Source organism: Longimicrobium sp., from assembly GCF_048594345.1.
In the GTDB taxonomy this organism is placed as follows: domain Bacteria; phylum Gemmatimonadota; class Gemmatimonadetes; order Longimicrobiales; family Longimicrobiaceae; genus Longimicrobium.
Genome location: NZ_JBMDXM010000099.1, coordinates 15,959 through 42,497 on the forward strand (window position 1 = coordinate 15,959; position 26,539 = coordinate 42,497).

Genomic DNA, 26,539 nt, shown 5'->3' on the forward strand with positions numbered 1-26,539 from the left:
TTTTCAGAGGTACCTTTCCATGAAACTGCTCCGACACAGGGCCGCCCTCGCGGCGGTCCTGATGGGCGCCGCCCTGTTCACGGCCTGCGACTCGCGCAATCCGTTCGTCCCCGTTCCCGGTCCCCCCGACCCCACCGACCCGGTGGCGGCCGACAGCGTGCGTCCCACGGTGGCCATCGTCCTTCCCGACACGGCGACGGACAACGTGGCGGTGGGCGATTCGGTCTTTGTGCGCGCGCGCGTCACGGACAACGTGGCGGTGGAAACGGTGATCCTGGAGGGCTTCGCCATTCGCGGCAGCGCCACGCTGGGCACGGCCGTGCGCGTGGAGCGGTTCGAAAAGAAGACGGTGGACCTGCGGGCCGACGGCCGGCTGGTGCGCGACACGATCATCGACCGCTTTCTGCTCGCCACGGGCGACACGGTGCCCGAGGGCGGCGTGTTCGTGGTGGTGACGGCGCGCGACACGGCCGACCGCGAGACCGCCGACACCATGCAGGTGAACCTGGGCGGGCCGCGCATCAGCGTAACGTCGGGGGCCGCGGAGTACTTTGCGGGGACGCAGATGTCGGTGACCATCAACGCCACCGACAACCGCGACCTGCTCAGCTCGGTGACGCTCAACCTGAGCGGCGGCATGCAGCTGAACCAGGTGATCCAGTTCTCGTCGGCGCGGGCGCAGTACGACACCACCATCATCATCCCCATCCCGCTGGCGGCGCGGGGCGACGTGCGCGTGTCGGCCACCACCATCTCCGGAAGCAACCTGGTGGGCGTGTCCACGCCGGTGATCGTGCGGCTCAAGGAGCCCGACGTGGACCAGGTGGCCCCCAAGGCCACCGTCCAGTTTTCCATCTCCGAGCGGGTGGAGCAGCAGGACTCGTTCTCGGTGCAGGTGACGGGGCTGGACGAGAACCGGGTGGACTCGGTGGGCGTGACCATCCTGGCCATCCGCCGCGACACCGTTCCCAACGACACGCTGCGGGTGTTCGTGGGCCGCGGCGCGGTGGCGGACGGCACCTTCCGCTTCGCGTTCGCCGACCTGGGGCTGGATCCGTACGGCACCTTCGAGGTGGACCTGGAGATCACGGGGTGGGCCAGGGACGTACAGGGCAACTGCGGCGCGGCCACCCGCGAAAACGCGCCGCAGGAGCTGGCGTGCGTGGTGTCGCCGGCCGGGTTCCGCCTGTCGACGGGCGCCGGGCGCCTGCTGCGGGTGTTCGTGGCGCGCGGCGTGACCATCGACCGGCCGGGCGCCAACGGCACCGACGTGGTGGCCGACCTGGTGGCCGACAGCAGCCGCGTGTACCTGAGCAACTACACGCAGAACCGGGTGGACGTGCTGCCGCTGGGCGGCCTGACGTACGGCACGCCGGTGGCGGTGGGCTCGTTCCCCTGGGGGCTGGCGCTGGGGCGCACGCGCGACTCGCTGTACGTGGCCAACAGCGGCGGCACCAACATCTCGGTGATCCCGCTGCGCAACGCCACGCTGCGCGAGGCGCAGGAAAAGCGCATCTTTACCCGCAACGAGCTGCTGTTCGGCGTGATCTACGACGTGGAGAGCGGCGAGGCGGCGTCGGTGTCGCTGCACGACTACTCCGACCGCCCGCAGTTCCTGGCGCAGACGGCCAACGGGCTGCTGGTGTACTCCACGCGTCCCACGGCCGCGGCCGAGGACGGCACGGTGCGCATCTACAACCCCGAAAAGGCGCGCTCGGAGATCTTTACCGGGTACGTGGACAAGCACACCTCCGGCCGGGCGCTGGTGGTGAACGCCGACTCCGCGTTCTATGCGCCCCCCAGTGACGTGGTGGTGTGCCCGCGCCGCCGCTTTGGCGACACCGAGAACCCGCCGTGCATCACCGGGTTTCCGCGGGCCGTCTCGGACTCGCTCACCAAGCTGCGGGCGCTTCCGGCCAACCAGAACGGCGCCCGGTACGATACGCGGCTGGACATTGGCGCCGACGTGCGCGAGGTGGGCTTCTCGGACACCACCTTCGTGGCGGCCAGCACCGACCGCCGCTTCGTGGCGGTGGGCGAGGGCGTGCGCGAGAACGCGCGCATCCCGCTGTTCGAGGCGCTGGGCGACTCGCTGGTGATGCGCGGCGACGTGCGCGACCTGATCAGCAACGCGGCGGAGCGCGTGATCGGGCTGGGCATCAACCGTGACGGCACGCTGGGCGTGGCGCGCGGGCAGCAGGCGTACTTCTTCAACGAAGAGCTGCGCCTGCAGGGTGTGATGGAGAGCGGCTCGCCCACGGGTGGCGTGGCGCTGCACCCGGAGGGCGGCAACTACCTGACGGGCGACCTGCGGCTCGCCTTTGTCTCGGGCTCCCAGGGGGGGCGGCCGTACGTGGCCGTGCTGAACACCTTCAACTTCTGCGAGCTGGCGCGGGTGTACACGCGTGACCCCGTGACCGGCGCGCTGGCCCTGGCGCCGCGGGCTCCGGGCGACCCGGCGAACGTGGACCTGCGGCTGTACGCGCTCACCTCCACGGGCGTGCTGTCGCTGCCGATCACCAAGGCCGACCTGGCGTCCCGCCCGCCGCTCTGCCTGAACGGAAACTGAGCGGGTACGGACGAGGCCCGGCGCAAGCCGGGCCTCGTCGCTGTTGATGCGGAGGACGCGGACTTTTTCCGCGTCCTCCGCCTTTTTCGTATCGTCCCGAAACAGAATGCCTCACACGGAGTCAACGGAGTTAACGGAGTGGAACGTCGTCGCTGATCCGCCGGTTCGATGTGCGGAGCGATTCTTCACGGGATTGATGACGTGCGCCCCGTACCCGCTCACCCGTTCACCCGCTCACCCGTTCACTCCGCACTCCCGCTCTCCGTACTTTCGTACTTTCGCACTCTCGTACTATCTTCCCCGCATGCCGACCTTTCGCTTTACGACCGCGGGCGAGTCGCACGGGCCCGCATTGGCGGCGGTCGTGGAAGGGCTTCCCGCCGGCCTGACGATTTACCCGGACGAGATCGACCGCGAACTGCGCCGCCGCCAGGGCGGGTACGGACGCGGCGGCCGCATGCGCATCGAGTCCGACCGCGCCGAGATCCTTTCCGGTGTGCGCCACGGCGAAACGCTGGGCTCGCCCGTCACGCTGCTGGTGCGCAACCGCGACTGGGCCAACTGGACGGAGCCCATGTCGCCCGTCCCCGTGGAGACCGAGGACGATGACGAGGCCATGCGCCGCGTCTTTTTTCCCCGGCCCGGCCACGCCGACCTCGTCGGCGCGCTGAAGTACGACCGCACCGACGCCCGCGACATCCTGGAGCGCGCCAGCGCGCGCGAAACCACCATGCGCGTGGCCGCCGGCGCCCTGGCCAAACAGCTGCTGGGGGCGCTGGGGGTGCAGATCGGCAGCCACGTGGTGTCCATCGGCGGCGTGGTGGCGCAGGTGCCGGCGGAGCTGCCGGCCGATTTGAACGCGGCGTCGGATCCGTCCCCCGTGCGGTGCCTGGATCCCGAGGCGGAGGGGCGGATGATCGACCTGATCGATGCCGCCAAGCGCGACGGGGACACGCTGGGCGGGGTGGTGGAAGTTGTCGTCCGCGGACTCCCCGCCGGACTGGGGTCGCACGTGTCGTGGGACCGGAAGCTGGACGGGCGCCTGGCGGCGGCGCTGATGTCCATCCAGGCCATCAAAGGGGTGGAGATCGGCCTGGGCTTTGAAGCCGCCCTGCGTCCCGGCAGCCGCGTGCACGACGCGATCACCCGCGACGCGGCGGCGGAGCGGGGCGGGGGGTTCGGCCGGGTGGGGAACCACGCGGGCGGGCTGGAGGGCGGCATCACCACCGGGCAGCCGCTGGTCTGCCGCGCGGCGATGAAGCCCATCTCCACGCTGATGACGCCGCTGGGGACGGTGGACCTGCGCACGGGCGAGGCGGCGGAAGCGGTGCGCGAGCGCTCGGACGTCTGCGCCGTCCCCGCGGCCGGCGTGGTCGCGGAGGCGATGGTGGCGATCGTCCTGGCGGGCGCGGTTCTGGAGAAGTTCGGCGGCGACTCGATGACGGAGCTGCGGCGCAGCGTCGACGCGTACTGCGCGCAGATCCGCGCCCGCGGCGCCTTCGCGGGCTGAGTCGCGTCTTCGACGCGGGGCCCTCTCCCCCAGACGGCCTTTTGCTCGTTCCTCGCAACGGCGTCCCACCCCCTCCCCCAAACTGCGGGGGAGGGGTGGTGCCGGCCCGACGCAGCGATGGGCTCCCCTCTCCGCGAGGGAGGAGCGGGGAGGGGCACCCTGGCGGGCGTCAGTTCGATGCTGTTCGCTGAATCCTGATCCGTCGCCGACCCAACCTCCCCCAGGGTTTTCGGGGGGGGTGGCGCGCCTGAGCGAGCGGAGGGGGCGCCGCGGGCGCGGTTCGATGCCATTCGACAAATCGCCGTGACGAGCCCATCTTCCGCTGACCTTTCCATCACCCGCGTCGTCCTGGTGGGGATGATGGCGTCGGGAAAGTCGGCGGTGGGGGCGGAACTGGCCCGGCGGCTGGGGTGGACGCACCTGGACCTGGACCGCGAGATCGAGCGCGCGGCGGGGCGGGCGGTCCGCGAGATCTTCGCGGCGGAGGGCGAGGCGGCGTTCCGGCGGATGGAGGCGGAGGCCACCGCCCGCGTCGCGGAACGCACCGGGATCGTCCTTTCCCCCGGCGGCGGGTGGATCACCAACCCCGATCTGCTGCAATCGCTGGGCGCCGGCACCCTCTGCGTCTGGCTGAAGGTATCTCCCGAAGAGGCCGTGCGGCGCGCCGGCGCGGAGCCGGGGGAACGCCCCTTGCTCGCCGGTGCCGATCCGCTGGCGGCTGTCCGCCGCCTGCTGGCGGAGCGCGAAGGCTTCTACGCCCGCGCCGACGTCGAGGTGCTTACCGACGGCAGGTCCGTGAGCGAGCTGGCGGACGAAATCCACAATGTGATCCGCGCCCGGGCCAAGACGCCCGCTGAAACGCGCGGGGAATCCCCCTGGAACGACTGATGGCGGGCAAGAACAACACGCGGCTGGTGGTGGTGGAGTCGCCCACGAAGGCCAAGACGATCCGCGGCTTTCTGCCGGCGGGGTACCGCGTGGCGGCCAGCATGGGCCACGTGCGCGACCTGCCCGAATCCGCGACCGACATCCCCGCCAAGTACAAGGGCCAGGAGTGGGCGCGGCTGGGGGTGAACGTGGACGCGGACTTCGAGCCGCTGTACATCGTGCCCGGCAAAAAGGCCAAGATCGTCTCCGAGCTCAAGGCGCTGCTCAAGGACGCGGACGAGCTGATCGTCGCGACCGACGAAGACCGCGAGGGGGAGAGCATTGGGTGGCACCTGGTGCAGGTGCTGAACCCCAGGGTGCCCATCTCGCGCATCGTCTTTCACGAGATCACTCCCGAGGCCATCCGCGCGGCGCTGGCCAGCCCCCGCCAGATCGACGAGGACCTGGTGCGCGCGCAGGAAACGCGGCGCATCCTGGACCGGCTCGTCGGTTACACGGTCAGCCCGCTGCTATGGAAGAAGATCGCCACCGGCCTTTCCGCCGGTCGCGTGCAGTCCGTGGCCGTCCGCCTGCTGGTCAATCGCGAGCGGGAGCGGCGTGCCTTTCGCTCGGCGACGTACTGGGACCTGAAGGCCACGCTGCTGCGCGGCATCACCCCCTTTACCGCGGTGCTGACGGCGGTGGGCGGCAAGCGGGTGGCGGCGGGGCGCGACTTCGACGAGAACACGGGGCGGCTGAAGTCCAACGACGTCGTTCTCCTGGACGGCGAGCAGGCGACGGCGCTGCAGGAGCGGCTGCGCGCGTCGGGGTGGAAGGTGGCGGAGACGGACGAAAAGCCCACGGTGCGCCGTCCGTATCCCCCGTTCACCACGTCGACGCTGCAGCAGGAGGCCAACCGCAAGCTGCGGCTGAGCGCGCGCGACACCATGCGCATCGCCCAGCGGCTGTACGAGGAGGGCCTGATCACGTACATGCGTACGGACAGCGTCCACCTGAGCGAGCAGGCCATCAAGGCGTCGCGCAGCCGCATCCGCTCGCTGTACGGCGACAACTACCTCAGCCCTCAGCCGCGCCAGTTCACGACCAAGTCCAAGGGCGCGCAGGAGGCCCACGAGGCCATCCGCCCCGCCGGGACGGAGATGCGCACGGTGGAGGAGCTGCGGCTGACCGGCGTGGAAGGCGCGCTGTACGACCTGATCTGGAAGCGCACCGTGGCCAGCCAGATGGCCGAGGCGCGGCTTACCTATCTGACGGCGACCATCCAGGCGGACAACGCCACCTTCCGCGCCTCCGGCAAGCGCATCGACTTTCCCGGCTTCTTCCGCGCCTACGTGGAGGGGCAGGACGATCCCGACGCGGCGCTGGAGGACCGCGAGGAGCCGCTGCCGCCGCTGGCCGCCGGCGATGACCTGGCGCTGCGCGCGCTGGAGGCGCTGAGCCACGCCACGCAGCCGCCCGCGCGCTACACCGAGGCCACGCTGGTCAAGATGCTGGAGCAGGAGGGGATCGGCCGCCCCAGCACCTACGCCAGCATCATCGGCACGGTGATCGACCGCGGGTACGTGGAGCGGGTGAGCAACCAGCTGGTCCCCACCTTCACGGCGTTCGCCGTCACCGGGCTGCTGGAAAAGAACTTCCCGTCGCTCGTGGATACCAAGTTCACGGCGAAGATGGAGGAGGAGCTGGACGAGATCGCCGAGGGAGAGGCGCAGTGGCTTCCCTACCTGCGCGATTTCTTCCTTGGGGCGGACGGGCTGGACGAGACGGTAAAGCGGGGGCAGGAGTCCATCGACCCCCGCGAGGCGTCGACGGTGATCCTGGAGGACCTGGGCGCGCGGGTGCGCATCGGCCGCTTTGGCCCCTTCGCGGAGACGGAGGCGGACGGCGAAACCTTCACCGCCTCGCTGCCCGAGGGGATCGCGCCGGCGGACCTGACGGCGGAGCAGGTGTCGGAGCTGGTCCGCGCCAAGGCCGAGGGGCCGGACGTGCTGGGGAACGATCCCGTGACCGGCAAGCCGATCCTGATGCTGCAGGGGCGCTTTGGCCCCTACGTGCAGCTGGGCGAGGCGGAGGAGGGATCGAAGTCGAAGCCCAAGCGCGCCTCGCTCCCCAAGGGGATGAACCCCGCGGACCTGAAGCTGGACTTCGCGCTCAAGCTGCTTTCCCTTCCGCGCACGCTGGGTACGCACCCGGAGACGGGGAAGGAGATCCAGGCCAACGCGGGGCGCTTTGGACCGTACGTGGTGCACGACGGCGACTTTCGCTCGCTGGCCAAGACGGACGACGTGTACACGGTGGATCTGGCCCGCGCGCTGGAGCTGATCTCGCAGCCCAAGGGCGGACGCGGCCAGCGCGCGGCCATCGAGCCGCTCCGCACGATCGGCGCGCACCCCAAAGACGGGGAGCCGGTGAACCTGTTCGAGGGGCGCTACGGCCCGTACGTAAAGCACGGCGCGGTGAACGCGTCCATCCCCAAGGGTACCGGGCCGGACGAGGTGACGCTGGAGCAGGCCGTCACGCTGCTCGCCGAGCGCGAGGCGGCCGGGCCGCCCGCCAAGAAGGGTGCGCGTGGGGGCCGTGCCGGCGGCGCGCGGACGGCGCGTCCCGCGTCGAAGTCGGGATCCAAGTCCAAGGCGGACACGGCGGCCAAGACGCCGGCGCGCGCGGCGAAGTCCCGGACCGCCGCCTCCGCCCGCACCGCGGCCGCCAAGTCGACGGCGCGCACCGCGTCCAAGACGGCAAGCAGCCGCACCGCCGCCAAGAAGCCGAAGAAGTAGGCGCGGCGGCGCGCTGGCGGAACGCTGGATTGCCCTCCTCCGGGTTCGGGGGAGGGCACTGCGTTTGGGGCCTCCCCCGGCGGCGCCTGAGAGCGCGCCACCCCCTCCCGCAAACTGCGCGGGAGGGGGGATACACGGCATGGGCGGTGGGACGCTTCGGACGAGCGGGTGCGAGGGGCGGCGCCCCCTCCGGGCGAGCACCACTCGCCCACCTCCCCCAACAAACCTGGGGGAGGTTGGGTGTGGGGCAGGGGATGCGATGCTTCGGCGAGAGGATGGTGCGGGATGGTGGGCCGCCCCCCTCCCCGGCCCTCCCCCGCAAACTGCGCGGGGGAGGGAGGTGCGACGCACCGTCCGGAGCGCGATCGAATGCTCCCCTCTCCTTGGAGCACGAGGGGGCGTCCGCGGACGAAGTTCGATACTGGTCGTCGAGCTCGAATCCAGTGGCAACATGTAGTTCTCCCCTCTCCGTGAGGAACGAACGGGGAGGGGCCGGGGGAGGGGCACCCCGCGGACGCCGTGCGAGGCCGGCTCCGCTCTCGATCTGGTGAGCACGCGGACTGTCCCGCACGTGCCGTCTCGGCTATACTCGCGCGGTCTCTGTTGTCGTCACCCACGGGCATTCCGGCCGAAAGGAGGAGGGATGAAGTTCGACAAGATCGCTCCCCTTCTGGACGGGATTCCGTATACCAGCCCGCACAAGGGACGGGTGTTCTACGACTTCGTGATGGACACGCGACCGGAGCAGTGCCTGGAACTGGGGTTCGCGCACGGGGTCAGCAGCTGCTACATCGCGGCCGCGCTGCACGAGTTGGGCAGAGGCCACCTGACCACCGTGGACCTGCTGGGCAGCAAGGAGTGGTTCGATCCCACCATCGAAACGCTGCTCGCGCGGACGGGGCTGGCGAGCTACGTCACGGTGGCGCGCGAGAACACGTCGTACACGTGGTTCCTGAAGAAGAAGATCGAGCAGCAGACCGCCGATCATGTCTGCGCGCCCTGCTACGACTTCTGCTTCATCGACGGATGTAAGAACTGGACGCACGACGGCGCGGCGTTCTTCATGGTCGACAAGCTGCTCCGCCCGGGCGGGTGGATCATGTTCGACGATCTGCTGTGGACGTCGGCGCAAGAGGAGGCGCGCAGCGGCCTGAAGACCGCCGCCGGCGTGCCGACGGACCAGCTTGCGGAAGACGAGTACCGCGAGGCCCACGTCGAGGCCATCTTTCGCCTCCTCGTCATGCAACATCCCAGCTACTCGCGCTTCAAGGTGCTGGACGAGATCCTGGCCCTGGCGCACAAAACCTCGGGCGACACGAAGCAGATCCAGTTCGACTCCATGGTAAGCTTGAAGTACAAGCTCGTGACGCTGATGAAGAAGCTCGCCGGGCGGACGCGGAAGCAGCGCTTTTCGCAGAGGCCCTCCCCCGGCGGCGCCTGAGAGCGCGCCACCCCCTCCCGCAAACTGCGCGGGAGGGGGGATACACCACGGGCGGCGGGGCGCTGCGGATGGAGGGTGTGAGAGGCGGCGCCCCCTCCAGGCGAGCACCACTCGCCCACCTCCCCCAAGACTGGGGGAGGTTGTCGTGGGGCATGGATTGAGCTGCTTCGGATCGTGGGGTGCGAGATGGTGGGCCGCCCCCCTCCCCGGCCCTCCCACAAACTGCGTGGGGGAGGGAGGTGCGACGCACCTCGTCGAAGCGGGATCGAATACTCCCCTCTCCGTGAGGAACGAACGGGGAGGGGCTGGGGGAGGGCCCCCCGCGGGTCGCGCGAATCGTGCAGTAAACGCAATCTGCCGAAGCAGTTGCAGTATCAAAACCGTGAGGGATAGAAGATGGCCGAGGTAACGGTGGTCGGAGGCGGGCTTTCGGGCTCGGAGGCGGCGTGGCAGCTCGCGGAGCGCGGGCACGACGTGAACCTGTACGAGATGCGGCCCGTGCGCGGCACGGAGGCGCACAAGACGGAACTGCTGGGCGAGATCGTCTGCTCCAACACCTTCAAGAGCGAAGACCCGTCCAACGCGCACGGCCTGCTCAAGCTGGAGATGGACGCGCTGGGCGTGGGCGGCTCCCTGCTGCTGGCGTGCGCCCGCGAGTCGCGCATCCCCGGCGGCACCGCGCTCACCGTGGACCGCGGCGAGTTCGCCCAGCGGATGACGGCCGCCATCGCCTCCAACCCCCGCATCCACGTGCGCCGCGAAGAGGTGACGGAGCTGCCGGACGGCCCCGCCATCGTCGCCACCGGACCGCTGACCAGCGACGCGCTCTCCACCTCCATCCGCCGCGCGCTGGGCGACGAGGGGCTGGCCTTTTTCGACGCCATCGCGCCCGTGGTCAGCGCCGATTCGCTGGACATGGACACGCTCTTTTTCGCCAGCCGCTGGGGCAAGGGCGAGGAGTCCGCGGGCGACTACCTGAACGCGCCGATGACGAAGGAGCAGTACGAGGCCTTCATCGAAGCGCTCAAGTCCGGCGAGGAGCACGCGGGGCACGACTGGGAGAACGTCCCCTACTTCGAGGGGTGCCTGCCGATCGAGGTGATGGCGCACCGCGGGCCCGAGACGCTGCGCTTCGGGCCGATGAAGCCCGTGGGGCTGCCCGTGCCGCAGTTCGACGGCAAGTGGGCGCACGCGGTGGTCCAGCTGCGGCGCGAGGACCGCGCGGGGCAGCTGTGGAACCTGGTGGGCTTTCAGACGCGGCTGCGCATCCCCGAGCAAAAGCGCATCTTCCGGATGATCCCGGGGCTGCAGGACGCGGAGTTCCTGCGCTGGGGATCCATCCACCGCAACACGTACCTCAACTTTCCCGCGCGCCTGTCGACGCACGGCTCGCTGCGCGACCGGCCGGAGCTGCTGTTCGCCGGCCAGGTGACGGGAGTGGAGGGATACACGGAGTCGACGGCGATCGGCATTCTGGCGGCGATGAACCTGGACCGCATCGTCCGCGGCCTGGAGCCCGTCGTCCCCCCGCCCACGACGATGATGGGCGGGCTGATGCGCTACCTGCGCGAGAGCGATCCCAAGCACTTTGCGCCCATGAACAGCAACTTTGGCCTGCTGGATCCGCTCGATCGTCGGGTGAAGGACAAGGACGAGAAGCGCGCCATCCTGTCGGAGCGCGGGCGCGCGGACTTCGCGGCGTGGATGGAGGCCAACGGCGTCACCGGCGGCGTGGAGGCCGCGGCGGCGCGATGAGCGACGCGGGGGCGGCGGCCGAGGTCCAGCGCGGGGGCGAGCTGGACGCGTTCATGCGCTACGTTGCGCACGAGCGGCAGCTGTCTCCGCAGACGGTGCGCGCCTACGCGGACGACCTGCGTGAGTTCACGGACTTCCTGGACCGCTACTACGGCGCGCCGGAGTGGTTGTGGGGCGGGGTGGACCGGCTGGCCATCCGGGCATGGATGGGCGACTGCGCCACCCGCCGCGACCTGGCGCGGACCAGCATCGCCCGAAAGCTGAGCGCCGTCCGCTCGTTCTACCGCTTTCTGCACGTGGAAGAGCGCGTGCAGGCCAACCCCGCCCGCGCCGCCCGCACGCCCAAGAAGGAGCGCACGCTCCCCGGCTTTCTGACGCGCGAGCAGATGGACGCGCTCTTCGAGACGGCGACGATGCGCGCCCAGGCCGGCGGATTTCGCGCCCAGCGCAACCTGGCGATCGTGGAGCTGTTCTACTCCGCCGGGCTGCGCGTGTCGGAGCTGCAGGGGCTGGGGATGGATTCCGTCGATCTGATCAGCGACCGGCTGCGGGTGATGGGGAAGGGGAGGAAGGAGCGCATCGTGCCGATTGGCGGGATGGCGGTGCGGGCGCTGCGGACCTACTACGAGTCCCGCGCGCGCATCATGGGGCAGGCGACGCGGCCGGACGCGCGCGCGGTGTTCGTGGGGCAGACGGGGCGGCGATTGGGCGTGCGGCAGGTGCAGAACATCGTCACCGACTTTCTGCGCGAGGTGGCGGGCGAGGCGGGGCTCAGCACGCACTCGCTCCGCCACACCTTTGCCACCCACATGCTGGATGCCGGCGCCGACCTGCTGGCGGTGAAGGAGCTGCTGGGCCACGCCAGCCTCTCGACGACGCAGATCTACACGCACACCAGCAAGGAGCGGCTGAAGCGCGTGTACCGGCAGGCGCATCCGCGAGCGTGAGGTGTGAGGGTGTGAGGGTGTGAGGGTGTGCGCTTCGGCAGGCGTCCCGCTGCGTCCGCCGCGCCCCCTCCGCTCGCTCAGGCTCGCACCTCCCCCAAAAAAACCTGGGGGAGGTTGGTGTTGCTGACGGTTCGCGGTGCGGCGGCAAGGATCGTATTGTACGCGTCCGCGCGCGGAACAGGGGGGAATACCCACACCGGCCCTCTGTGCGCTCCGGCTTGCGTATCTGCTGGCGCGGCGCGAGTTTGTCAGCCCCGCGCGCGAGAGCGGCTGAGGGCGCCGCAACCAACCGCGGAAAGCCCCGCAAACGGCGCGGGGCTTCATCGGCGGGCGCTGCGGTTCGTTGGGCGGGTGAGTGCTGGCGGCTGCAGCCCGCGCAGGCGGGCTTCGTGGCGTTCCAGCCGCGGTTTCAACCGCCGGAACGGAGCCGGGGGCGCACATCGGCCTGGCCCCAACACCGGGGCCGCCAATCCGCGCAGGCGGATTTCGTGTGGTTGGTGCAGCGAATCCATTCGCCCTTGCAAGGCCGCGGGTATCCCCTTCCATGCGAGGCCGGGGAAACCCTGGAGTCCGGAGGGCCGGGAGCGAGTCCAACTTTCGTACTTTCGCACTTTCGTACTCGTACTTCGGTCATACATGGCAATCACTACCTTCCACGCCACCACCATCCTCGCGGTGCGCCGCGACGGGCAGGTCGCGCTGGGCGGCGACGGGCAGGTCACCATGGGCGACGTGGTCGCCAAGAGCAGCGCCACCAAGGTGCGCAAGCTCCGCGACGGCAGGATCCTCGCGGGGTTCGCCGGCTCCGTGGCCGACGCGTTCACGCTCTTCGAGAAGTTCGAGGAAAAGCTGGAGCGCTACCCCGGCAACCTGTCCAAGGCCGCCGTGGAGCTGGCCAAGGACTGGCGCAGCGACCGCTACCTGCGCCGGCTCGAGGCGCTGCTGGCCGTGGCCGACCGCGAGAACCTGTACATGATCAGCGGCACCGGCGACGTGATCGCCCCCGACGACGACATCGTCGCCATCGGCAGCGGCGGCAGCTACGCGCTGGCCGCCGCGCGGGCGCTCAAGGAATACTCCCCGCTCAACGCGGCCGAGATCGTGCGGCGCGGGCTGGAGATCGCGGGCGAGATCTGCATCTACACCAACACCAACATCACCGTGCTGGAGCTGGACGGAAATCCATCCCCCCGCACGCCGGAAGTTTGAATCGATGGCGACCAACGAAACCGAAGTGGCGGCCGCCGCCGGAGCCGACGGCCAGCCGGAGCAGCCGCTCTGGCTGGACGAGATGACGCCCCGGCAGATCGTGGCCGAGCTGGACAAGTACATCGTGGGGCAGAACGCGGCCAAAAAGGCCGTGGCCATCGCGCTGCGCAACCGCTGGCGCCGTCAGCGCGTGGGCGAGGACCTGCGCGAGGAGATCGTCCCCAACAACATCATCATGATCGGCCCCACCGGCGTGGGGAAGACGGAGATCGCCCGCCGGCTGGCCCGCCTGGCCGGCGCGCCGTTCGTCAAGGTCGAAGCGTCCAAGTTCACCGAAGTGGGCTACGTGGGCCGCGACGTGGAGAGCATGGTGCGCGACCTGGTGGACGTGGCGGTGAACATGGTGCGCACCGAGCGCGAGGACGAGGTGCAGGAGCAGGCCGAGCAGCGTGCCGAGGAGCGCCTGCTGGACCTGCTGCTCCCCGCCCCCGACGCCCCCCCGCAGCCGCAGCCGACGGGTGAAAAGGGCGAGCAGCGCGTGTGGTTCGCCAACGCCGGCGGGCAGGCCGAGCCGGTGACGGAGGACGCGCAGACCAAGGAGCGCCGCGAGCGCACCCGCGACAAGTTTCGCCAGCTGCTGCGCGACGGAAAGCTGGAAGAGCGCGAGGTGGAGGTCGAGGTGAGCCACAGCATGCCCATCGAGAACATGATGGTGCCGATGGGCGGCGGGATGGACGCCGGCGGCGGCATGGACGGCAACTTCATGGACATGCTGCAGGAGTGGCTGCCCAAGCGCACCAAGCGCCGCCGCGTAACGGTGGCCGAGGCGCGCCGCATCCTGGTGCAGGACGAGCTGGACAAGCTCGTCAACATGGACGAGGTGATCAACGAGGCGCTGGACCGCTGCGAAGAGATGGGCATCATCTTTCTCGACGAGATCGACAAGATCGCGGGCGAGCGCAGTGGCGCGTCGGGGCCCGACGTTTCGCGCGAAGGGGTGCAGCGCGACCTGCTCCCCGTGGTCGAAGGCTCCACGGTGCAGACCAAGTACGGGATGGTGCGCACCGACCACATGCTCTTCATCGCGGCGGGCGCGTTCCACGTCAGCAAGCCGTCGGACCTGATCCCCGAGCTGCAGGGCCGCTTTCCCATCCGCGTGGAGCTTACGACGCTCACCGAGGACGACTTTGTCCGCATTCTGCAGGAGCCCAAGAACGCGCTGGTGACGCAGTACCGCGCGCTGGCGGCGGCGGACGGCGCGGAGCTGGAGTTCACGGGCGACGGCGTGCGCGAGATCGCCCGCACGGCGGCGAACCTGAACGTCAAGATGGAGAACATCGGCGCGCGGCGGCTGCACACGGTGCTCACCACGCTGCTGGAGGACGTGATGTTCGACCTTCCCGACCTGGCGGACAAGAAGATCACCATCGACCCCGACCGCGTCCGCGACCGCCTGAAGGACATCGTCGAGGACGAGGACCTGCGCAAGTACATCCTTTGATCCTCGCCGGATTTACGATGGATGCGGATTCGGCCCTCTCCCGGGATTCCGGGGGAGGGCCGGTCCGCGTTCTGCACCTGTCCGCGACAGGGGGAATCGTCCCCCTTGCGCGGGGAACGCGAGCGGGCGAACGGCGGCGCGTCCGCCGGCCGCGCGCCATGGGCCCGCGCGGGTCCAGGACCACTACCGACGCACATCCGTATGACCCTGACGCTGCTCAAGACGGTCGCGCTGCTGACGGCCGCCAACGTGTTCATGACCTTCGCGTGGTACGGCCACCTGAAGTCGCTCAACCACCGTCCGCTCCTGCTCGCCATCTTCGCCAGCTGGGGGATCGCGTTCTTCGAGTACGTGCTGCAGGTGCCCGCCAACCGCCTGGGCTTTCAGGTGCTGACGCTGGGCCAGCTGAAGATCGTGCAGGAGGTGATCACGCTGGCGGTCTTCATCCCCTTTGCCGTGCTGTACATGAAGCAGCCGATCTCGCTCAACTACCTGTGGGCGTCGCTGTGCATGTGCGGGGCGGTCTACTTCGTCTTCCGCGGCTGACGGCGGGCGCGGCGCCACGCGTGCGTCCGCCTTCGGGCCCCGTTGTAACGTTCTGACGGGGTGGCGTAACGATCTGATACAGACTGTTTTACCTTGCATTTCGCGGTGGAGGCGGCTATTCTCCTGCGCAGTCCACATCAAGTATAACTACGGTGTGGACATGCGGGCGGGGAGGGACATTTTCGTATTTCTTGCTCTCCGCTTTTCTGGTGCGGCGGTTCCTGTCCGCCCGCCCTGCAGCGACGCACCGGCGTCAGGTCGGATCCTGAAGTTCACGGGTCCGGAGGGCCGTTCCCCACGTTTCCCTCAGGAGGCTTCATGATCACGCGTTCCGAGTTCCATCCGTCCCCGCCGCGTCCCGGCCGGCTGCTGTTTGCCGCGGCCGTGCTGCTGTCGGCGTGCGCCGCACCGCGCACGTCGCCCCTTCCGCCCGGCGGCGCGGGTCCGCTCAGGGGGGTGGACGCGGCCATCCTGGGCGTTGCCCCCAGCGACTCGGGGCAGCCGCTGCGCCAGCCGATCGTGGTGGCGTCGCAGAACGGCGTGCTGAACGTGGTGATGGAGGCCGTCGTGCGCGACCTGCCGGTGCCGGGCAGCAAGCCGGGGACGGAGACGCTGCGCACCTACCGGCTGCTGGAGGCCAACGGCACCTCGTACCGCGACACCAGCATCGTGGGCTTTCCCGGGCCCACCTTCCGGATCTGGCAGGGCGACTCGGTACACATCAAGCTCATCAACAGCCTTCCGCCTGACACGCTTCCGGGCGCGTGCGAAGCGTATCCTGCGTCGCAGCCCCCGGGCAGCGTGGACCGGATGATCAACTGCTTTCACGGGCCCAACAGCACCAACATCCACTACCACGGCTTTCACGTGTCGCCGCAGGAGCCGGCCGACGCGGTGCTGATGCAGATCGCGCCCGGCGACTCGTTCCAGTACTCGTTCCGCGTTCCCGCCAACCAGGCCGCCGGCACGCACTGGTACCACCCGCACAAGCACGGCTCGGTGGCGTCGCAGGTGGCCAACGGGATGGCGGGCGCGTTCATCATCCACGAAAAGCAGGGCGGGCTGGACTCGCTTACCCGGGCCCGGGGGATCCGCGACGTGCTGGTGGCGGTGCAGGAGATCCAGCCGAACGTGAACCTGGTGGACCGGACCATCCCGCTGGTCAAGCTGGTGAACGGGCAGTACCAGCCGGTCATCGAGATCGCCGCGGGCGAGATCATCCGCATGCGGCTGGTGAACGAGAACGTGGCGGCCTCGGCCAGCTACGCGCTGCTCTTCGCCAACAAGCCCGGCGAGGAGCCGTCGCTGTACGACATCGCGCGTGACGGGGTGCAGTACGCCCCGGTGAACTACGACACCGTGACGGCCGACACGGCGCTGTTCGTGGCGCCCGGCAACCGCCTGGACGCGTTCGTGCGCGCCCCCTGCACCACGGGGCTGCACGACCTGCAGGCCGACGTCACGCACCCCGAGGGCGAGCTGTCGCGCAAGGAGCGCGCGGGCGTGCCGCTGGTGTCCACGCAGACGGTGGTGCGCTTTCGCGTGACGGCGCGCGCCGGGGCCGGTCCCTGCACCCTGGCGCAGCTGCCGCCGACGCTTCCGCCGCTGCCGCCGTACCTGGCCAACCTGTCGGGAACCAGCGACACGGCGGCGATGCCCGCCATCGTGTTCAACGACTCCACCCCGTCCAACCGCACGCGGGCCAACCCGTCCACGTTCTACCTGGGGACGGTGCAGAACCCGTGGATGCAGATGAGCAACACCGTCTACATCCCCACCACCTCCACTGGCGGGCGGGAGCCGATGGTGTTCGGGCAGACGCAGACGTGGCGGGTGGTGAACCGGGGCACCACCATCAACCACCCGTTCCACATCCACATCAACCCGTTCCAGGTGGTGTACGTGGCGTACGGCTCCGGCGATCCCAACGCGGAGTACTACGCCATGATCAACACCGCCTCCCGCAACAACGCGCCGATCTGGATGGACGTGCTGCCGCTGCCCATGCCGTACGTCGACAGCACCGGTGCCACGCCGGTGTCGCGCGCCGGCTACGCCATCGTGCGGCAGGAGTACGCGCCCTTCCTGAACGCGGACGGCAGCGTGTGCCAGGGATGCGGTCCGCCCACGGGGCAGTTCGTGATGCACTGCCACATCCTGGGCCACGAAGAGCGCGGGATGATGCAGATCCTGGAGATCTTCCCCTCGCTGTCCTCCGCCCAGGCCTCCGACGGCCGCGTGCGCGGCGTGCAGATGCTGATGCCGGGCTTCGGATCGGGACACGGTGCCGGAGCGGGCCACGGGGGCGGATCGCAGCCCCATCGGCACTGACGGCGGCGGACGGGATGAACGACGAAACCGCCCGGGGCATCGCGCTCCGGGCGGTTCTTTGTTGTTTACCATCTTCGCAAAAGAATGGGCCTCACACGGAGTCAACGGAGTCAACGGAGTTTGTTCGTGCCGTTTGCTCCGGTCGCCGGTGCCAGGCCGGAGCACGGGTGAGTGAGAGTATCGGGTCGCGCAAGAACTGGAATGCGGCAGGGGGCCATCCGCGTTTTTTTTGAAGGGGAATGTGGATTGGTGGAGGGGTCTCCGGAGCGCGGCGGAATATGCCGATCGCACCACCTGATGCGCGATCTGGAGAACCGTCGATCCACTCCACGACTTCGGTGACGGACGCGGGTGCAGCGGTCAGCCGGCCTGCCCCGGATCTTCGTAGAGCGTGACGGAGGTGGTCTTGATGAGGAGAAAGAGCACGGTGCCGGGGACCAGGTGAAGCTCGGTACTGGCGTCTGCGGTCACCTCGGCGACGACGGGAGGCGAGTCGGCGGCGACGCGCGCGGTGACCAGGCAGACGGGGCCCACGCGCTGCACCTCTTCAACGCGGGCGGGGACCGCGTTGCGGGCGGACAGGCCGGCGGGGTGCTCCAGCGCCAGCACGATCTCGTCCGCGGGGACGCTCAGAAGCAGCGCGCTGCCGGGGGGCAGGGCGCTGCGGGGAACGGTGAGCGCGGGGCCGTCGGCGCCCGTGCCCAGCGAGACGCGGCTGGTGTCGGCGCCGGACTCGATCACGCGGGCGGGGAGCATGTTCTCGAACCCCTCGTGCTCCGCCAGCGGAAACACCTCTGGCCGCGTGAGCACCGCCCGCGGCTCGCCCCGCGCGATGATGCGCCCCTCGCGCAGCACCACCAGGTCCTCGCACAGCGCCTGCACCTCCACCGGGTTGTGCGAAACGAGCAGGATGGGGAGCGAGAACTCCGCCTGCACGCGGTGCAGGAAGGGGAGCACCTTGCGGCGCAGCCCGGCGTCCAGTGACGCCAGCGGCTCGTCCAGCAGCAGCAGGCGGGGGCCGGAGCAGAGCGCGCGCCCCAGCGCCACCCGCTGCCGCTCGCCGCCGGAGAGCGTGGTCACCGGCCGGCGCAGGAGCGGCGCCAGGTCCAGCACGCGCACCACGTTCTCCATCGTCTCTGCCACGTGGTTGCCGCCGCGCAACGCCCGCCCGCGCCCCGCGTGCAGGTTGCCAAGCACGTCCAGGTGCGGAAAGAGCAGGCTGTCCTGCGGCACGTAGCCGATGTGCCGCCGCTCCGGGGGCACGCGCAGCCGCCGCGCGCTATCCAGCCAGTCCGTGGCGCCCAGGCGGACGCGTCCCTGCGCCCCCCGCCGCAGCCCCGCCACCGTCTCCAGCAGCGTGGTCTTTCCCGATCCCGACACGCCGAACACGCCCGTCACCCGGTGCGTCGTGGTGAAGTTGACGTCCAGGTCAAAGCGGTCCAGCGGCAGGCGCACCTGCACGTGCAGCGGCGTGGCGTCCGTCATCGGCGCGTGGCGGCGGCGGCCTGCTTTTGCGACAGTGCCTCGCTGGCGTACACGGCCGCGAATCCCGCCACCAGGGCGATCACCAGCAGCACGTTCGCCTCGCCCTCGCGCCCCGCCTGCTGCGCGCTGAAGATGGCCGTCGCCAGCGTCTGCGTGCGGCCGGGGATGTTGCCGGCCAGGATGATGGTGGCGCCAAACTCGCCCACCGCGCGCGTGAAGCCCAGGATGAGCGCCGCCATCAGCCCGCGGCGAGCCATCGGCAGGGTGTAGCGCAGAAAGGTGGCGGCGCGGCCGTGGCCCAGCGTGCGCGCCATGTCCTCGTAGCGTGGGTCCACCGCCTCAAAGCTCACCCGCGCCGTGCGGACCACCAGCGGCGTCGCCATCACCGCGCAGGCGATGACGACGGCCTTCCAGCTCAGGATCACGTCCAGGTCGATCCCCAGCGTGTCGCGCCCCAGCGGGCCGTCCACCGCGAAGGTGCGCAGCAGCAGGTAGCCCACCGCGGTCGGCGGAAGGACCAGGGGAAGGGAGAAGAGGGTGGATACGATGCGCTTGCCCCGGAAGTCACGCCGGGCCAGGACGTACGCCACCAGCATTCCCGGCACCATCACCAGCGCCGTGGCCAGCGCGGCCCAGAGCAGTGTGTTGCGCAGCACCTCCGCCGCGGTGGCGGTCACGGCGCGGCGGCGGGGAGCGGGTCGAAGCCGTGCTTGCGGAACACCTCCGCCCCGGTGGCGCCCACCAGGTGCTCGTAGAAGCGCGCGCCGTTCTCTCCGCCGCGCCCCTCCGTCAGCCGCGCGATCACGGTGCGGATCGCCGGGCCGTCGCGCACCTCGTACAGCACGCGCGTGCGGTCGGCGAAGGCCATCTGGTCGGTCTTGTAGACGATGCCGATTACCCGCGGGTCCGCCAGCACCAGCCCCAGCGCGGCGCGCACGTCGGGCGCGGGGGCCACGCGCGCCTGCACCGCGTCCCATAGCGGCCGCCCGCCGCACTGCACCGACCGCAGCCAGGCGCGCGCGTACGTCCCCGCCGGCACCGCCTCGGGGTCGCCCATGGCCAGGTTGCGGAACGGCATCGTGGCCAGCGCGCACGGTTCCGCGACGGTGGACGTGTCGCGCGCGCTGGCGACGACCACCAGCGTGTTGGACAGCAGGTCGCGCCGCGACCCCGGCAGCACGCGGCCGCCGCTCTGCACCGTGTCCATCCACGCCTTGCTGGCGCTCAGAAAGATGTCGGGCCCGCGGGTGGCCGCGATCTGGTGTGCCAGGTCGTTGCTCCCCGCGAAGTTGAAGACGATCTCGACACCCGTCTCCTTTTCGAACCCCGCGCCCAGTTCCTCCATCGCCTCACGCAGGCTGGCCGCGGCAAACACCATCACCTCGCCCCCCGCTTCGCCGGACGATTTCTCCGCGCCGCTCTTCGCTGCCTCTTCCGAACCGCCTCCGCACGCGGCCAGCATCACCAGCAGCGCCGTGAGGGGGGCGAATCTGCGTTGCACCGTGTTCATCGATCCCGATGTGGAAAGGTCCGTACGGCTGAAATCACGAGAATCACGCCCAGCACAGGCTGTCGGAAGCTTCCGAACCGCCCCGAATCGCCTCGCGCGGATCAGTCCTCCGCCGCCTTCGCCATCGCGCGCCGCGCGCCGGCGAAGCAGAGCACGGCCAGAAGCAGCAGCGGAAGCAGGAGCCGCGCGGCGTCCGGCATCTGCCCAAAGAGCACGGAGGTGCGCAGCGCGTCGGAAACCAGGGTGAGCGGGTTCCAGCGCGCGACGGCCTCCAGCCACCCCGGCATCTGCCGCGCGGGAACGAGTGCCGTGCTGGTAAAGAGCAGCGGCATGTTCACCACGTGGACGAACACCGCCATGCTCTCCTGCGCCCGCGTCTTGAGCGCGATCCAGCACGACAGGCTGGCGTAGGCGAGCGCGAACAGCGCCAGCCCCAGCGCGGAGACCAACACGGCGCCCCAGTCGATCCACAGCCGCGCCCCCAGCAGCTTGCCGATCATCCCCACCACCAGCGCCTGCGCCAGCAGCCGGGAGACGTCCGCCGCCAGCTTGCCGCCCAGCATCCAGCCGGGATACGGCGTGGCGCGCGCCATCCGCTGTGCGAACCCCGTCTGCAGATCGCGCACAACCTCGATCCCCGCCTGTGACGCGCCAAACAGCACCGTCATGGCGCAGATGCCGGGGAGCACAAAGGTCAGGTAGGGGATGCGAAAGTAGCCCGGCCCCAGGTCGTAGCGGTGAAACAGGAACCCGAAGATCAGGATCCAGAACAGCGGCTGCACAAAGCTGAACGACAGCGGCACCGGCCGCCGCAGCGTCTTGAGCCAGCTTCGCCGCGCCGTCTGCTGCATTACGTAGAACGGCGCCGCGTTCATCCCCGCCTCCCGCGCCACAACCGCAACGGGATTCCCGTAGCGGACGCGCCAGAGCCTGGAATGCCGCACACGGTCCGGCCGCCGAATCCGCGCAGGCGGATTTCGTGAAGTTGTAGCCGCGGTTTCAACCGCCATGGACGGAGCCGGACGATCCGCCTGGTTGCGGACGCGCGGGAGCGTGGGATACCGGACATGGCCGAGCCGCCGCCAAATCCGCACCAGGAGCGATTGAAATCGCCGCTGGAAAATCGCGAAGTCCGCCTTCGCGGACTGGTTGCGGACGCGCCGGAGCCTGGACTGCCGCACACATCCGGGCCGCCGAGTCCACGCAGGTGGACTTTGTGTAGTTGTTGCCGCGAATTTATTCGCCCTTGCGGTCGGACGCCGAGATCCCTGCTCATCCACCCCTCCCGCGTCCCCCACCTCCGCGCCCTCCACCCCCACCTCCCCGACGGCCACCTCCACCCCCACCTCCTCCGCCTCCCCGACCTCCACCTCCGCCATCGCCCCGCCCGGCCGCAACCTCCGGCACCGCCCACGCGCTCCCCGTCAGGCGAAAGTACGCGCCCGCGAGGTCCGGCTCGTGGTGCGCGTAGCCGCGCACCGTGTGGCCGGCGTGGGCGAGCACCCCCAGCAGCGGATCCGCGCCGTCCGGGCTCTCGTCGCGCCAGACGACGACGGTGGCGCCGCTGATGCTCACCTCCTGCACGCCCGGGAGCCGCGCCAGCAGCGGCCCCAGCGCGTCCTCCGCCGCCGCCTCGCGCGCGAGCGTGAACACGGTGCGCGCGCGGGCGTGCGCCGCCGCCAGCGCGGCGGGCGCGTCCACGGCGATGAGGTGGCCCTGGTGCAGCAGCACGGCCAGGTCGCAGTGCGCCGCCACGTCCGCCAGGTCGTGCGACGCCACCAGCGCCGTGTTTCCATCCCCCGAATCGCGGTATTCCGCCAGCTGGCGCCACAGGTCGCGGCGGCCGTCGGGGTCCAGCCCGGCCGCGGGCTCGTCCAGCATCAGCAGGGCGGGGGCGTGCAGCGTGGCCAGCGCCAGGTGCAGCCGCCGCCGCTGCCCGCCCGACCATGTCCCCACCGCCCGGTCCAGAAACGCGCCGAGCCCGAACCGGTCCACCGCGCTGGACAGGCGGGCCTCCCGCTCCCCGCGCGGAAGGCCCTGCAGGGCGTGAAAGAGCCGCAGCGTCTCCCACCCGGTCATGTCCGGATCCAGCGCCGCGTCCTGCTCCGCGTACGCCGTCCTGGCGCGAAGCGTCGAACGGTCGCGGCGCGGGTCCATCCCCAGCACCTCCGCCCGACCGCCGTCCGCCGCCACGATCCCGGCCAGGATGCGCAGTAGCGTGCTCTTTCCCGATCCGTTGCCGCCGATGACGCCGACCAGCGCGCCGGCGGGGATGGCGAGGTCGATGCCGTCCAGCGCGCGGACGGACCCGAACGACTTCCCCACCCCCGACAGCCGGACGGCCGCGTCAGTCCGCGTAGACGATGGTGCCGGCATGTTCTCCGCGCACGGCGGCCGCGATGCGGTCCGGGTCGCGCCCGTTCACCACCTGGAACTGCTTCACCAGCCGCGCGTTGATCAGCACGTCCGGCAGCACCTCGTCAAACGGCAGGGTCTTCAGCTGCCGCTTCTTCAGCTCCTTGGCGCCGATGCTGTCGATAAAGCTGGCCGACGGGTTCTCCTTGGGATCCTCCGTGTACAGCCCGTCCACGTCCTTGACCAGCGTGACGGACTTGCACCCGAAGCACTCACCCAGGATCAGGCACCCCGCGTCCGTGCGGTGCGGCGGAATGCGGCCCAGCTCCGGCGGATGCTCCCAGATGGAGTAGGGCGGCACGCCGTTGAAGATCACCCCCGGCGCGCTGTGGATGAACAGCGGCAACAGGTGGCCAAAGATCTCCGGCGGAATGGCCACCACCCCGTACGGCGACAGCAGCGTTCCCAGGATGTGCGCGTTGCCCAGCGCGTCGGCCACCGACACCTGGGCCAGCACCCCCGTCGGAAGACCCAGGTCGATGCCGATGGAGAACACGTGGCGGCTGCGCACCCCGCCGCCCACGCCCAGGATCAGCTTGCTTCCGCCCTTCAGCAGCTCGCCGATCGTCGCCACCACGGGGTAGGTGACCGCGCGGCCCTGGTCCAGGATGGAGCTGCCGCCCACCTTCACCACGTGCACGTCGGGGAGCATGCGGACCACGTCGCTCTCCGTCGACGCCATCACCTGCTTGTCCAGCAGGCTCTCGCGCATCAGCATCGACTGCACGTGGTGGCGGTCGTCCGGCCCCGTGCGCGGCTGTAGAATGGTATCGCTCATGGTCCTCAGTCCGCGGTGATGATGGTGCCGACGGGCTCGCCTTCGAGCGCGCGGGTCAGATTGCCCGGCACCAGGCCGTTGATGATCTGAATGGAGCGGCGGTTTTCCGCGTTGGGCATGATGTCCAGCACCGCGCGCTCCACCACCACGTCGTCCAGGTCCATCGCCTTGAGCTCGCTTACCGAGATCCTGGGGATGAACTTGGCGTGGCGGTCCTTCTTGGGGTCCGCCGTGTACAGTCCGTCCTCGTCCTTCACGTAGATCATGGACCGCGTGCCGAACACCTCGCTGATCAGAAAGCACCCCGTGTCCGTGCGGTGCGGGGGGATGCGGCCGATGGCGGGGTTCTTTTGCCAGAACGTGTACGGCGGCATGCCGAAGAAGATGGCCGCGCCGCGCTCCGCCAGATAGAGCGGCAGCTGGGGAAACTGCACGGGTTCGATGAAGGGGATGCCGTGCTTGGCCAGCAGGTAGTGCAGCATCCGCGCGTTCTGCATGCTCACGAAGGTGCCAAGGACGCTCAGAACGCCCGTGGGCATCCCCAGGTCGATGCCCACGCTGTAGGCGTGCCGCGCGCGCGTGCCGGCCCCCGTGCCGATGATCATCTTGTGCCGCCCCAGGTTCGCCGAGATCTCGTCGATCAGGGGGAACACCGCCGAGCGGCCGCGGTCGATAAAGCTCTGCCCGCCCACCTTGACCACGTTGGCGTCGGGAAGGATCTGTACCAGCGGGTGCTCCGATGTGCGCGCCAGCAGCGCCTCGTCCGTCAGGCTGCCCGAGACGAGCGATTGGCCCAGCGCGGTCAGGAGTTCGTTCTGCATGCGGTGTGGGTGTGGAGGATGGGGGATTGCAGACGTGGAGTGCTTCGGCCAGCCTTGTTTCGTCAGCGGTCGATGCGGATCGGCTGGCTCTGTGCCGTCCGCCTTGCAAGGGCGAATGAATTCGCTGCAACAACTACACAAAGTCCACCTTCGTGGACTCGGCGGCCCGGGTGTGTGCGGCGTTCCAGGCACCCGCGCGTCCGCTACCGGGTGAATCTGCCGGCTTCGTCCGTGCGGCCTGTGCACCCGCGCGTCCGCTACCGCGTGAGCCGCGCAGGGGATGCCACTCGCCCTGGATCGACCGCTCGAGGGAGCGCCGCTCGCTACCGTTCGGTGCCGGGAACCTGGCGCACGAGAGAATCTGCTCTCCGCACCTCGTGGCCCGCCGAAGCACCGCGATCCCGCCCGCGCATATCCGCCCCGCGCGATCAGACGGCGGGGACGCGAATGGCATCCAGCTCGAACGATTCTTCCTGATCGAGCGGCTGATCAAGATCGCCGTACTCCCCCGCGGCCCAGTCGCGCAGTTCTGCCAGGACGCGCGCCTTGGCCTCGACGGGGACGTCGATGCCGGCCAGCCCGCTCTTGCCCTCCCACGATGCGAGGGATTCGGCGGGGCGGTGCGCGCCGGTCCAGCGGGCGGCGACGCGCGGCTCCATCCGCAGGCCGCCCGCGCGCTCCAGCGCCGCGAACACGGCTCCCGCGCGCGCTTCGTGGCTGCGCCCGGCGAAGCCCTGCGCCTGCAGCATCCTGCGCATCTGCCGCCGCAGTATGGATTTGGGCGAATCCGGCGGGCGGCGGACGCGGCCCAGCACCAGCCATCCGCCGGGCGCGCGAAGCACGCGGCGCGTTTCCGTGGCGGCGTGCTCCGGGTCCAGGTGGTGCAGCGCACGGGCGGAAAACACCACGTCCGTGCTCGCGTCTTCCGCCGTCCAGCGCGCGTTCCCATCCGCCACGTGCAGCGCCGCGGCAAGCCCAGCCGCGTCCGCGCGCTGGCGGAACACCTCCAGCATCGCGGGCGACTGGTCGAATCCCGTGTAGTGGATCGGCAGGCGCAGCAGCGGCAGGCTAAGTCCGCCCGTCCCGGCGCCCACCTCCAGCCACCGCTGTCCATCCACCGGCCCCACCATCTCCACCAGCGCCGCCGCGACCGCCTGGACGGCATCCGCCGGCACCCCCGCGCGCTCGTCGAACCCCGCCGCCTGGTCGTCGTAGAGCATCGGGATAGGGGCGTGTGGAGAGAAGGCTTCTCGGGAGGGCTGCCGTGCGGCTACGGGTACTGTACCTTGCCGACGCATTATTTGCAAATCTTTCTGATCCCGGAAGCCGTAACAGGTCAGTTCGTATCGTGCACGACGTGGTTGGTGCGGTGGACCACCGTGGCGGGAATTTGGACGCCAACCGCCAGTCGTGGACTGGCGACAGCGCGCACTTCGATGCAACACCGCGCGAAAATGCGGCGATCGTGTTATCTTATCCGCGGCACACGGGAACTCTTTTCTCCGGGGATATCGCATTGTCGACTCTTGATCTGGCCGCCGAGATGGCCGCGGCGCGCGCACGGCGCGCGGAACAGACGGCTCGCTCGCTGCGCGAGGCACGCGTACAGACCATTCGCGGGGCCGTACGCCCCGGCTCTACCCGCCTGGAGATCGAGGAGCGGGCGCGCAGCTTCTATCCGCGCCTGAACGCCGATCTGCTGGAAGAGGTGGTGAACCTGGTGTGCGACGACGGCCGCCGCCCGGCCGCTCCGGAAGCCGCCCCCGCCGAACGCTGACGGCTGGTTCCGCCGCTTCGCGAAAAAGGCCGCGCCCGATTACCGGGCGCGGCCTTGTCGCGCGGGGTCCCGCCGCCGTAAGCCTTAGAGTGTGTTGCCAAATCTCACCTGCTCCCCATGGCGGCCCACTGTCATCCTGAGCTCGACTTTGTCCAAGTTGACATCGTGACGCGGCGGGAGGTCTCGCCCAAACACCCGTCCAGTTTACATTGGGTGCATGTGCTTTCCTATCGCCGCCGCTGGATCCGGATTCGCCGAGTTCGAGGCGCTTGTCCTCTC

At 69.9% G+C, this 26,539-nt stretch carries 20 protein-coding genes; 12 read left to right on the top strand and 8 right to left on the bottom strand.

Annotated features, from left to right (window positions below; all coding sequences use genetic code 11):
• Positions 1–19: 19 nt before the first annotated feature.
• The 11 genes from ACOJUJ_RS11040 to ACOJUJ_RS11090 all read left to right on the top strand — a co-directional run bounded on the left by ACOJUJ_RS11040 (position 20) and on the right by ACOJUJ_RS11090 (position 17,474).
• Complete coding sequence (locus tag ACOJUJ_RS11040; RefSeq protein WP_420126928.1) at positions 20–2,569, top strand: YncE family protein; 2,550 nt, start codon at positions 20–22, stop codon at positions 2,567–2,569.
• Positions 2,570–2,873: 304 nt separating this feature from the next.
• The gene (aroC, locus tag ACOJUJ_RS11045) at positions 2,874–4,079 is read left to right on the top strand and encodes a chorismate synthase (protein WP_420126929.1); all 1,206 of its coding nucleotides are present in this window, start codon (positions 2,874–2,876) and stop codon (positions 4,077–4,079) included.
• Positions 4,080–4,382: 303 nt separating this feature from the next.
• Entirely contained in the window at positions 4,383–4,967 is a 585-nt protein-coding gene (locus tag ACOJUJ_RS11050; RefSeq protein WP_420126930.1) for a shikimate kinase, read from the top strand.
• A complete protein-coding gene (gene topA / locus ACOJUJ_RS11055) occupies positions 4,967–7,744 on the top strand; it encodes a type I DNA topoisomerase (protein ID WP_420126931.1) in 2,778 nt (925 codons plus the stop codon). Before ACOJUJ_RS11050 ends, topA begins: the two co-directional genes overlap by 1 nt.
• 643 nt (positions 7,745–8,387) lie before the next feature.
• Positions 8,388–9,185, top strand: a complete 798-nt coding sequence (locus tag ACOJUJ_RS11060; protein ID WP_420126932.1) for a class I SAM-dependent methyltransferase — start codon at positions 8,388–8,390, stop codon at positions 9,183–9,185.
• A gap of 396 nt (positions 9,186–9,581) precedes the next feature.
• Positions 9,582–10,940, top strand: a complete 1,359-nt coding sequence (gene trmFO / locus ACOJUJ_RS11065; RefSeq protein WP_420126933.1) for a methylenetetrahydrofolate--tRNA-(uracil(54)-C(5))-methyltransferase (FADH(2)-oxidizing) TrmFO — start codon at positions 9,582–9,584, stop codon at positions 10,938–10,940.
• Positions 10,937–11,887: a tyrosine recombinase XerC gene (locus ACOJUJ_RS11070; RefSeq protein WP_420126934.1), complete on the top strand. Its 951-nt coding sequence runs from the start codon at positions 10,937–10,939 to the stop codon at positions 11,885–11,887. Before trmFO ends, ACOJUJ_RS11070 begins: the two co-directional genes overlap by 4 nt.
• Before the next feature lie 636 nt (positions 11,888–12,523).
• The gene (gene hslV, locus ACOJUJ_RS11075; protein ID WP_420126935.1) at positions 12,524–13,096 is read left to right on the top strand and encodes an ATP-dependent protease subunit HslV; all 573 of its coding nucleotides are present in this window, start codon (positions 12,524–12,526) and stop codon (positions 13,094–13,096) included.
• A 4-nt stretch (positions 13,097–13,100) separates the two neighbouring features.
• Complete coding sequence (gene hslU, locus ACOJUJ_RS11080) at positions 13,101–14,597, top strand: ATP-dependent protease ATPase subunit HslU (RefSeq protein ID WP_420126936.1); 1,497 nt, start codon at positions 13,101–13,103, stop codon at positions 14,595–14,597.
• A gap of 201 nt (positions 14,598–14,798) precedes the next feature.
• Positions 14,799–15,143: a DMT family protein gene (locus ACOJUJ_RS11085; RefSeq protein WP_420126937.1), complete on the top strand. Its 345-nt coding sequence runs from the start codon at positions 14,799–14,801 to the stop codon at positions 15,141–15,143.
• 318 nt (positions 15,144–15,461) lie between these two features.
• A complete protein-coding gene (locus ACOJUJ_RS11090; RefSeq protein ID WP_420126938.1) occupies positions 15,462–17,474 on the top strand; it encodes a multicopper oxidase family protein in 2,013 nt (670 codons plus the stop codon).
• A 360-nt stretch (positions 17,475–17,834) separates the two neighbouring features.
• Here ACOJUJ_RS11090 and modC read toward each other — a convergent pair whose 3' ends face one another.
• From modC to ACOJUJ_RS11130, 8 genes are all read right to left on the bottom strand, one after another.
• Positions 17,835–18,959, bottom strand: coding sequence for a molybdenum ABC transporter ATP-binding protein (gene modC, locus ACOJUJ_RS11095; RefSeq protein WP_420126939.1), 1,125 nt, complete (start codon positions 18,957–18,959; stop codon positions 17,835–17,837).
• On the bottom strand, positions 18,956–19,636 hold the full coding sequence (gene modB, locus ACOJUJ_RS11100) for a molybdate ABC transporter permease subunit (RefSeq protein ID WP_420126940.1): 681 nt from the start codon (positions 19,634–19,636) through the stop codon (positions 18,956–18,958). The genes modC and modB overlap by 4 nt, the downstream gene beginning before the upstream one ends.
• On the bottom strand, positions 19,633–20,460 hold the full coding sequence (gene modA / locus ACOJUJ_RS11105; protein ID WP_420126941.1) for a molybdate ABC transporter substrate-binding protein: 828 nt from the start codon (positions 20,458–20,460) through the stop codon (positions 19,633–19,635). Before modA ends, modB begins: the two co-directional genes overlap by 4 nt.
• 110 nt (positions 20,461–20,570) lie before the next feature.
• Positions 20,571–21,344 (bottom strand): ABC transporter permease, encoded by a 774-nt coding sequence (locus ACOJUJ_RS11110; RefSeq protein ID WP_420126942.1) that lies wholly within the window; start codon positions 21,342–21,344, stop codon positions 20,571–20,573.
• A gap of 397 nt (positions 21,345–21,741) precedes the next feature.
• Positions 21,742–22,845 (bottom strand): ABC transporter ATP-binding protein, encoded by a 1,104-nt coding sequence (locus ACOJUJ_RS11115; RefSeq protein WP_420126943.1) that lies wholly within the window; start codon positions 22,843–22,845, stop codon positions 21,742–21,744.
• The gene (locus ACOJUJ_RS11120) at positions 22,817–23,662 is read right to left on the bottom strand and encodes a uridylate kinase (protein WP_420126944.1); all 846 of its coding nucleotides are present in this window, start codon (positions 23,660–23,662) and stop codon (positions 22,817–22,819) included. The genes ACOJUJ_RS11115 and ACOJUJ_RS11120 overlap by 29 nt, the downstream gene beginning before the upstream one ends.
• A 5-nt stretch (positions 23,663–23,667) precedes the next feature.
• A complete protein-coding gene (locus tag ACOJUJ_RS11125; protein ID WP_420126945.1) occupies positions 23,668–24,483 on the bottom strand; it encodes a uridine kinase in 816 nt (271 codons plus the stop codon).
• Positions 24,484–24,911: 428 nt separating this feature from the next.
• On the bottom strand, positions 24,912–25,703 hold the full coding sequence (locus tag ACOJUJ_RS11130; protein ID WP_420126946.1) for a class I SAM-dependent methyltransferase: 792 nt from the start codon (positions 25,701–25,703) through the stop codon (positions 24,912–24,914).
• 296 nt (positions 25,704–25,999) lie between these two features.
• On the opposite strand from ACOJUJ_RS11130, the gene ACOJUJ_RS11135 reads away from it, so the two are divergent.
• Positions 26,000–26,260, top strand: a complete 261-nt coding sequence (locus ACOJUJ_RS11135; protein WP_420126947.1) for a hypothetical protein — start codon at positions 26,000–26,002, stop codon at positions 26,258–26,260.
• The last annotated feature ends 279 nt before the right edge of the window (positions 26,261–26,539 follow it).

Coding starts and splice junctions, on each gene's coding strand:
- topA (WP_420126931.1), top strand. CDS start 4,967: ATGGCGGGCAAGAACAACACGCGGCTGGTGGTGGTGGAGTCGCCCACG.
- hslV (WP_420126935.1), top strand. CDS start 12,524: ATGGCAATCACTACCTTCCACGCCACCACCATCCTCGCGGTGCGCCGC.
- ACOJUJ_RS11060 (WP_420126932.1), top strand. CDS start 8,388: ATGAAGTTCGACAAGATCGCTCCCCTTCTGGACGGGATTCCGTATACC.
- hslU (WP_420126936.1), top strand. CDS start 13,101: ATGGCGACCAACGAAACCGAAGTGGCGGCCGCCGCCGGAGCCGACGGC.
- ACOJUJ_RS11120 (WP_420126944.1), bottom strand. CDS start 23,662: ATGAGCGATACCATTCTACAGCCGCGCACGGGGCCGGACGACCGCCAC.
- ACOJUJ_RS11090 (WP_420126938.1), top strand. CDS start 15,462: ATGATCACGCGTTCCGAGTTCCATCCGTCCCCGCCGCGTCCCGGCCGG.
- ACOJUJ_RS11130 (WP_420126946.1), bottom strand. CDS start 25,703: ATGCTCTACGACGACCAGGCGGCGGGGTTCGACGAGCGCGCGGGGGTG.
- ACOJUJ_RS11110 (WP_420126942.1), bottom strand. CDS start 21,344: ATGAACGCGGCGCCGTTCTACGTAATGCAGCAGACGGCGCGGCGAAGC.
- ACOJUJ_RS11040 (WP_420126928.1), top strand. CDS start 20: ATGAAACTGCTCCGACACAGGGCCGCCCTCGCGGCGGTCCTGATGGGC.
- ACOJUJ_RS11125 (WP_420126945.1), bottom strand. CDS start 24,483: ATGCAGAACGAACTCCTGACCGCGCTGGGCCAATCGCTCGTCTCGGGC.
- ACOJUJ_RS11085 (WP_420126937.1), top strand. CDS start 14,799: ATGACCCTGACGCTGCTCAAGACGGTCGCGCTGCTGACGGCCGCCAAC.
- aroC (WP_420126929.1), top strand. CDS start 2,874: ATGCCGACCTTTCGCTTTACGACCGCGGGCGAGTCGCACGGGCCCGCA.
- ACOJUJ_RS11070 (WP_420126934.1), top strand. CDS start 10,937: ATGAGCGACGCGGGGGCGGCGGCCGAGGTCCAGCGCGGGGGCGAGCTG.
- modC (WP_420126939.1), bottom strand. CDS start 18,959: ATGACGGACGCCACGCCGCTGCACGTGCAGGTGCGCCTGCCGCTGGAC.
- trmFO (WP_420126933.1), top strand. CDS start 9,582: ATGGCCGAGGTAACGGTGGTCGGAGGCGGGCTTTCGGGCTCGGAGGCG.
- ACOJUJ_RS11115 (WP_420126943.1), bottom strand. CDS start 22,845: ATGCCGGCACCATCGTCTACGCGGACTGACGCGGCCGTCCGGCTGTCG.